The 7,421-nt window shown below is 75.2% G+C and carries 7 protein-coding genes and 2 pseudogenes; 4 read left to right on the top strand and 5 right to left on the bottom strand.

Going from position 1 to position 7,421, the window contains the following annotated elements:
* From PSR1_RS24710 to purM, 5 genes and pseudogenes are all read right to left on the bottom strand, one after another.
* Positions 1-197, bottom strand: a pseudogene (locus PSR1_RS24710) (N-acetylmuramic acid 6-phosphate etherase); the annotation flags it as partial.
* Between the two features lie 26 nt (positions 198-223).
* Positions 224-445, bottom strand: coding sequence for a 50S ribosomal protein L28 (gene rpmB, locus PSR1_RS20190; RefSeq protein WP_059439197.1), 222 nt, complete (start codon positions 443-445; stop codon positions 224-226).
* 65 nt (positions 446-510) lie between these two features.
* Positions 511-2,055, bottom strand: a complete 1,545-nt coding sequence (locus PSR1_RS20185) for an NAD(P)/FAD-dependent oxidoreductase (RefSeq protein WP_059439196.1) — start codon at positions 2,053-2,055, stop codon at positions 511-513.
* Between the two features lie 120 nt (positions 2,056-2,175).
* Positions 2,176-2,853, bottom strand: coding sequence for a phosphoribosylglycinamide formyltransferase (purN, locus tag PSR1_RS20180; RefSeq protein ID WP_059439195.1), 678 nt, complete (start codon positions 2,851-2,853; stop codon positions 2,176-2,178).
* The gene (gene purM, locus PSR1_RS20175) at positions 2,850-3,887 is read right to left on the bottom strand and encodes a phosphoribosylformylglycinamidine cyclo-ligase (protein ID WP_059439194.1); all 1,038 of its coding nucleotides are present in this window, start codon (positions 3,885-3,887) and stop codon (positions 2,850-2,852) included. The genes purN and purM overlap by 4 nt, the downstream gene beginning before the upstream one ends.
* Before the next feature lie 383 nt (positions 3,888-4,270).
* Between purM and PSR1_RS20170 the strand changes: the two genes are divergently transcribed.
* From PSR1_RS20170 to PSR1_RS20155, 4 genes and pseudogenes are all read left to right on the top strand, one after another.
* Positions 4,271-4,918 carry a Crp/Fnr family transcriptional regulator gene (locus PSR1_RS20170; RefSeq protein ID WP_059439193.1) on the top strand — a complete coding sequence of 216 codons (648 nt, stop codon included), beginning with the start codon at positions 4,271-4,273 and terminating at the stop codon, positions 4,916-4,918.
* A 53-nt stretch (positions 4,919-4,971) separates the two neighbouring features.
* Positions 4,972-5,829 (top strand): acetyl-CoA carboxylase, carboxyltransferase subunit beta, encoded by an 858-nt coding sequence (accD, locus tag PSR1_RS20165; RefSeq protein WP_059439192.1) that lies wholly within the window; start codon positions 4,972-4,974, stop codon positions 5,827-5,829.
* Between the two features lie 43 nt (positions 5,830-5,872).
* A complete protein-coding gene (locus PSR1_RS20160) occupies positions 5,873-7,099 on the top strand; it encodes a folylpolyglutamate synthase/dihydrofolate synthase family protein (protein ID WP_059439191.1) in 1,227 nt (408 codons plus the stop codon).
* Positions 7,100-7,188: 89 nt separating this feature from the next.
* A pseudogene (locus PSR1_RS20155) lies at positions 7,189-7,421 on the top strand (hypothetical protein); the annotation flags it as partial.

Raw genomic sequence — 7,421 nt, 5'->3', positions numbered from 1 at the left:
TAGACCAGCCGGCCCCCCGCGCCGAGCGCGGCGGCGGCGGCCTCCGCCAGGCGCGCGAGCGAAGGCAAGGCGCGGCCCACCGCGCGCACCGCCTCCCGGTCGCCCTCGTGGAGACGGGCGAGGAGGCGGCCCGCGGGGAGCCGCTCGAGATCCGAGCCTCTGGGGTGGGGCGCCTCGGTGACCGGGAGGCTGCGCATCCGGCCGCGCGCGCCCAGGGACCTCGTTACGCCTGCGCCGACGCCGACGGACGCCCGCGGCCCGCCTTCACGACCTTGCCGGCCTTGAGGCAGCGCGTGCACACGCGGATGTGGCGGACCTCGCCGGACAGGTTGGCGCGGACCGAGCGGAGGTTCGGCAGGGAGCGCGTCTTGTTCTTGTTGTTGGCGTGGGAGACGGTGTTCCCGACGAGCGGGCCCTTCCCACAGATCTCGCAGCGGCGTGCCATGGTCTCTACTCCGAAAACCAAAAGGAGCGCGGGATATTACAGAGTGGCCCGCGAAAGGCAAGGGCTCACTTCAGAACGTCCCTCCGCCCGAGCGCCGCGACCGCGTGCCCGGCCGCCTGGATGCCCGCGTAGAACTCGCCCTCCAGGCCGAGCCCGGGGAGCACCTCGCGCCCGGCGAAGAACGCATTCTTCCACGGCGCCCGCACCGGCAGGCCGGTCACCCCGAGCGTGGACTCGAGCTCGGTGCCGTAGAGCGGATGGGTGAGGAGCCGCACCGCCTCCTCCGGCCCGACCGGCGCGTTCAGCACCGGGGACGACTCGTTCACCTGGTGGCGCTCGAAGAACGGGATGGCGTCCGCCACCGCCTCGCGGATCCGCGCCGAGGCCGCCGACAGCGCCTCGCGCGAGGTGGTGCCCGCGTCCACGAACGCGGCGGCGCAGACCACGCGCTCGCCCGGGACCGCGTCCGCCGAGCCCTTCTTGCCGTCGCGCCGCGCCGGGAGCACCTGCAGGAACACCGCGTTGTCGATGCCGTCGCCGCCCTCCGCGTCGCGGAGCGCGAGCGCGTTCTCGCCCAGCGCGGGCGGGAGCGCGGCCTCCTTGACGATCAGGTTCAGCGAGACGAGCCGGCGCTGCGGGCGGATGGCCTCGAGCACGCGGGCGGCGCGGGCCTCGGCGGCGCCGGCCGGGAGGAGGCGCCGGATGGACTCCGCGTCCGCGGCGAGCACGAAGGCCCGGGCCACGAACGCGTCGGGCGAGTCGGCCAGCCGGACCGCGGCGATGCGGCTCCCGTCCAGCTCCAGCCCCGCGGCGGACGCCGGCTCGCCGGGCCCGCCCTTCAGCTCGCCGCGCGACTCCGCGATGCGCCGGCGGATCATCTCGCGGAGCGTCCCCTGGCCGCCGGCCAGCCGGTGCGTCCCGCGGAGCGCGCCGCCCAGCAGGCGCGCCAGCGAGAGCGGCGAGGGCGGGCCGTCCAGGTAGGTGAGGAAGCGGTGCGCGATCTCCAGGCTCCGCACCAGCTCGTGCCCGCGCAGCGCGTCGAAGGGCCGGGCCTCGCCGACCTCGCCGGCGGGCGCGTTGGGGAGGCTGGAGGCGACCTTCAGCGCCTTCTTGACCGCCCGCCGCTCGCCGAACCCGTCCGGCGGGAGCGGCGGCGCGGCCTTCAGGAAGAAGCCGGAGAACTCGTAGAGGGTGGACAGCTCGGCGAAGCCCGCCTCCAGCGCCTCGGCCTCGCCGGCCCACTCGCGGTGCAGCTCGGTCCGCAGCTGCGCGGCGTCGCGCGAGACGTCCACGCGGTGCCGGGGGAGCAGGATCTGCAGGTCGGGGTCGGACGGCTCGAGCGCCCGGCCCACGTCGGTGGCGAGCCCCAGCTCGGCGAGCACGGCCTCGGCGGCGGGCATCTGCCGCGGAGAGGGGATGACCGCGGGCGCCCAGGGCAGCACGTAGCCGGCGTCCACGTAGCTCGGGCCCAGGTCGTCGTGGGCGACGTGCAGCACCCGGAAGCCGCGCCGGGCCAGCAGCGCGCCGGCGACGATGCCACCGAGCTGCGAGCCGACGATGCAGACGTCGTAGATGCGCTGGGTTGCGGGGGGTCGGAAGGTCTGCGCCACGGCGGCGGAGTCTACGTCGAGGCCGCCCGGGCGCCAAACGATCTCGTCCCGCGGTCGAGGGACGTATCCACCCGGACGGCCTAGCCGATCGTTCGGGGGCGGCCTCGGCGCCGCGCGCGCCTAACCTTCCAGCGGCGGGTTCCGCAGCGGCGAGGGGCCGTGCGGCGCGCAGCGGTCGAGCCTGACCCGGCGCCCCTCCAGCGAGAGCCGCCCCTGCGCGAACCACTGCACGGCCTGCGGGTAGAGGCGGTGCTCCTCGGCCTGGATGCGGGCGGAGAGGGCGGCCTCGTCGTCGCCCTGGAGCACCGGGACCACCGCCTGCGCGATGATCGGCCCGGTGTCGGTGCCCTCGTCCACGAAGTGCACGGTGCAGCCGGCGATGCGGGCGCCGTAGTCGAGCGCCTGCCGCGCCGCGTGCAGGCCGGGGAACGACGGGAGCAGGCCGGGGTGGATGTTCATCACCCGCGGGCAGCCCCGGCTGCCGGCGTCCGGCCCGAAGGCGCGGAGGAAGCCGGGCGTGACGAGGCGCATGTAGCCGGCCAGGCAGACCAGGTCCACGCGGCGGGCGCGGAGCGCCTCGACCAGCGTGAGGTCGTAGGCGGCGCGGTCGGCGACGCCCTTCGACGGCAGGACCTCCGCCGGCGCGCCCGCCCGGCGCGCCCGCTCCAGCGCGCCGGCGCCCGGCACGTTCGAGAGCACCACCGCGACCTGCGCGTCCACGCGCCCCGCGGCGCAGGCGTCGAGGAGGGCCTGCAGGTTGGTGCCGCCGCCGGAGGCGAGGACGCCGAGCCGGATCACCGCACCACCTCGCAGGTGGCCTCCCCGGGGCCGCCCGCCTCGATGGCGCCCACCGTCCAGGCGTCGAGCCCGCGGGCCCGGAGCGCCGCGTGCGCCGCCGCCTCGTCGCCGGGCGCGACCACCGCCACCAGGCCGAGGCCCATGTTGAAGGTGCGGTACATCTCGTCGCGCGGGACCTGCCCCTCGCGCTCGACCACGTCGAAGATGGCCGGCCGCGGCCAGCGCTTCTCCTCGAGCACCGCCCGCGTGCCGTCGGGGAGGGTGCGCGGCACGTTGCCGGGCAGCCCGCCGCCGGTGATGTGCGCGAACGCCCGGACCGGCACCTGCTCGAGCAGCGCCAGCACGTCCTTCGCGTAGATGCGGGTGGGCTCGAGCAGCGCGTCCGCCAGCGTGCGCCCGCCCAGCGCCTCGAACCGGTGATCGAGCGGGTAGCGGTCCAGCAGCGCCTTGCGCGCCAGCGAGAAGCCGTTGGAGTGGAGGCCGGAGGACGCGATCCCGATCACGACGTCGCCCCGGGACACCCGGGTGCCGTCCACGATCCGCGGCCGGTCCACGCAGCCGACCGCGAAGCCGGCCAGGTCGTACTCGCCGCGGGCGTAGAACCCGGGCAGCTCGGCGGTCTCGCCGCCGATGAGCGCGCACCCCGCCTGCCGGCAGCCCTCGGCGATGCCCTTCACCACCTGGGCGCCCTGCTCGGCGCTGAGCTTGCCGGTGGCGTAGTAGTCGAGGAAGAAGAGCGGCTCGGCGCCCACCACCGCGATGTCGTTCACGCACATCGCCACGAGGTCGATGCCCACCGTGTCGTGGCGATCGGCGGCGAACGCCACCTTGAGCTTGGTCCCGACGCCGTCGGTGCCCGACACCAGCACCGGCTCGCGGTACTTCTTCACGTCGAGCGCGAAGAGCCCGCCGAACCCGCCGATCCCGCCGAGCACCTCCGGGCGCATCGTGGGCCGGGCGTGCGGCTTGATGAGGTCGACGAGCCGATCGCCCTCGTCGATGTCGACGCCTGCGTCGCGGTAGGTCAGGGACATGGCTGCGCCTTACCGCGACGGCGCGGCCGCTGCAAGCCACGAGCGCTCGGGCGGCGACAGGGCGCGACCGCGCCGCGGAGCGGGAGGTCGGGAGGGCAGTCGCGCTTCAGAACGCGACGGCGACCAGCAGGGCGGCGGCGAGGACGAGGACCGACAGGCGCATCGAGGTTCCCGGGTTCTCTGAGGGTGACACCCACATCGTACCCGAGCACTCCGACGTCGCAAGAAACCGGGCGGCGCGGGGCCGCCGCCCTGACGCGACGTGTCGCCCGGCGGCGGGGGGCGATTCGTTGACAGCCCTCCGCGAGGTCGGCTAGGACCGCCGTTCGGCTCCCGGCACCCCGGCCTCGACGCGAGGCGGCGCCGGCCGGCCGCCCGACCCCATGCCAGACGATCAGCTCCTCCAGCGCTTCGGCAGGGAGTTCCCGCGAGGGACCGTCCTGTTCCGCGAGGGCGAGCCGGGCCGCGAGATGTTCGTGGTGCAGCAGGGGCGGGTGACCCTCTCGACCACCGCCGGCGGGGTCGAGAAGATCCTGGCGTCCATGGGGCCGGGCGACTTCCTGGGCGAGATGTCGATCCTGAACAACCGGCCGCGCTCGGCCACCGCCACCTGCGCGGACGACGCCCGGCTGCTGGTCATCGACGCCCCGACCTTCGAGGCGATGATCCGGGGCAACGCCGAGATCGCCGTGCGGCTGGTCAAGAAGCTGGCGGACCGGCTGCAGGAGGCGGAGGAGCAGATCGCGAACCTGCTCTTCCAGGACGCCTCGTCCCGGGTGGTGCACTTCCTCGTCACCGCGGCGGAGAAGGCGTCGCGCGGGCCCGCCGGCCACCAGATAGAGGTGGCGCCGCGCGAGCTGGCCGGGCGGGTGGGCGTCCGGCCGGAGGTGGCCGACGAGGCGCTCTCCAAGCTGGTGAAGGCGAAGATCGTCGCCGTCCGCCCGGACGGCTTCCTGGTGCCGGACGTCTCGAAGCTCCGCCACTTCCTCGAGTTCCTGCAGGTGAAGGCGCAGTTCGGGGGCATCGCGTGACGGGGCGCGTCCCCGGCGCCCGGGGCGCCCTGGCGCCCTAGACTGGAAAGCACATGGCCTGGTTCTCCAAGCAGAAGAAGCTGAAGTCGAAGGAGTCCACCCCCGTCGCGCCGCCCGCGCCCGCCGCGAAGGGCGAGGGCATCTGGTACAAGTGCGACGCCTGCGGCGAGGTGGTGCCGCGCGCCGAGTACGAGCGGAGCTGGAACGTCTGCCCGTCCTGCGGCATCCACGACGCCCTGCCGGTGCGGCGCCGCTTCGACCTGGTGCTCGACCCGGGCACGTTCCAGGAGCTGGACGCGGAGCTCACGCCGCAGGACCCGCTCGGCTTCTCCGACTCGAAGAAGTACCGCGACCGGCTCAGGTCCACCTTCAAGGCCTCGGGCCTGCGCGACGCGTTCATCTCCGGCGTGGGCGCCATCGGCGGGCAGCCGGTGTCGCTCGGCTCCTTCGCGTTCGAGTTCATGGGCGGCTCGATGGGCTCGGTGGTGGGCGAGAAGGTCGCCCGGGTGTTCGACCGCGCCTACGAGCGCCGCATCCCCGCCATCGTGTTCAGCTCCACCGGCGGCGCGCGCATGCAGGAGGGCATCTTCTCCCTCATGCAGATGGCGAAGACCTCGGCGGCGCTGCACCGCTTCCGCTCGGTGCGCAAGCCGTACGTGTCGGTGATGCTGCACCCCACCACCGGCGGCGTGGCGGCGAGCTTCGCCTGGCTGGGCGACGTGGTGATCGCCGAGCCCAAGGCGCTCATCGGCTTCGCCGGCCCGCGCGTCATCGAGCAGACCATCCGCGAGAAGCTGCCGCCCGGCTTCCAGCGCAGCGAGTTCCTGCTCGAGCACGGCATGGTCGACGCGATCGTGCCGCGCCTGGAGATGCGCGAGAAGCTCCGCCAGCTCCTGTCGCTGGTGGGCTGAGCGCAGCACGCCGGGGCGGCCGCGCCCGCCCGGAGCACCGCCGGTGAAGCCCCTCGATCCCCACGCCTACCTCTCCTCGCTCCAGCCGCTCGCCATGCGCTTCGGCCTGGAGCGCATGGAGCGCGCGCTCGACGCGCTCGGCCACCCCGAGCGCGGCTACCGCGTGCTGCACGTGGGCGGCACGAACGGCAAGGGCTCGACCTGCGCCATGGCCGCCGCGGCGCTGCGCGAGGCCGGCCTCCGCACCGGCCTCTACACCTCGCCGCACCTGGTCCGGTTCAACGAGCGCATCCAGGTGGACGGGGTGGAGATCTCCGACGCCGCGCTCGCCGCGACCCTGGAGGCGGTGCGGCGCGCCTGCCCCTGGCACGAGGCGGGCGGGGAGGGCGACCGGCTCACGTACTTCGAGGTCGCCACGCTCGCCGGCCTGCTGCACCTCGCCGCGGAGCGGGTGGACGCCGCGGTGATCGAGGTCGGCCTGGGCGGCCGCTTCGACGCCACCAACGCCATCCGCCCCGCGGTCACCGCCATCGCCCGCATCGGCCTCGACCACACCCAGCTCCTCGGCGACACCGTCGAGCGGGTGGCGTTCGAGAAGGCCGGCATCTTCAAGCCGGGCGTGCCGGCGGTGGTGCACGCGGCCCAGCCGGCCGGCGCGCTGGAGGTGCTGCGCGCCGAGGCGGCGCGGCGGGGGGCGCCGTTCGTGGTGGCCGGCGAGGCCTGGGACGGGCCGGTGGCGCTGCGCGGGCCGCACCAGCGCGCGAACGCGGCGCTCGCCGCCGCGGCGCTCCGCGCGCTGGCGGGCGCGGGCGTGGCCGTGCCGGAGGACGCCATCGCGCGCGGCATCGCCGGGGCGCGCTGGCCGGGGCGGCTGGAGGAGCTGGGCGGCGTGCTGCTCGACGGCGCGCACAACCCGCAGGGCGCCGCGGCGCTCGCCGCCGCGCTGCCGGCGCTCCACCCGGGCCGCCCGGTGGAGCTCGTGTTCGGCGTGCTCGCCGACAAGGACCACGCCGGCATGCTGGCGGCGCTGGCGCCGGCGGTGCGCCGGCTGCACCTCGTCACGCCGCCGAGCCCGCGGGCGCGCCCGGCCGCCGAGCTGCGCGCCCTGGCGGAGGCGCACGGCGTCGCCGCCGACGTGCACGGCGGGCTCGCGGAGGCGATCGCCTGCGCGCGGGCCGCCGCCGGCGAGGGCGGGGTGGTGGGCGTGGCGGGCTCGCTCTACCTGGTCGGCGAGGCCCGCGCGCTCCTCGGCGCTCCTGTGCCGGGGTAGGTGGATATCGGACTGCAAATCCTGGGGAATTCTTCGGGGCGATGGGGTCGCGTGCTATCCTCGCGCCGACCTTTTTGCGGAGCCCCCTCATGCGTCTTCGCCTCCTCCTCGCGATCGCCCTCGCCGCCGCGTCCGCCCCCCGAGCGCGGGCGGTGGACCTGAACGTCATCTCCGGGGTGGAGGTGCGCGACGCGGGATCCACGGTCGTGCTGGCGGTGAAGGGCTCGCGCAAGCCGAGCTTCACCACCTTCTCGATGGCCGATCCGCCGCGCTTCGTGATCGACTTCTCCGAGTCGCGCTTCGAGGGCGTGCCGGAGGACAT

Origin of the sequence: Anaeromyxobacter sp. PSR-1 (genome assembly GCF_000964525.1) — a bacterium.
Lineage (GTDB): Bacteria > Myxococcota > Myxococcia > Myxococcales > Anaeromyxobacteraceae > Anaeromyxobacter.
Note: the sequence above shows the minus strand (reverse complement) of the source record. Positions and strands in the feature narration are given on the sequence as shown.

What these genes read in the sequence shown, in the direction of transcription:
- rpmB (WP_059439197.1), bottom strand. Translation starts at nt 445, where the DNA reads ATGGCACGCCGCTGCGAGATCTGTGGGAAGGGCCCGCTCGTCGGGAAC.
- purM (WP_059439194.1), bottom strand. Translation starts at nt 3,887, where the DNA reads ATGTCCCTGACCTACCGCGACGCAGGCGTCGACATCGACGAGGGCGAT.
- PSR1_RS20170 (WP_059439193.1), top strand. Translation starts at nt 4,271, where the DNA reads ATGCCAGACGATCAGCTCCTCCAGCGCTTCGGCAGGGAGTTCCCGCGA.
- accD (WP_059439192.1), top strand. Translation starts at nt 4,972, where the DNA reads ATGGCCTGGTTCTCCAAGCAGAAGAAGCTGAAGTCGAAGGAGTCCACC.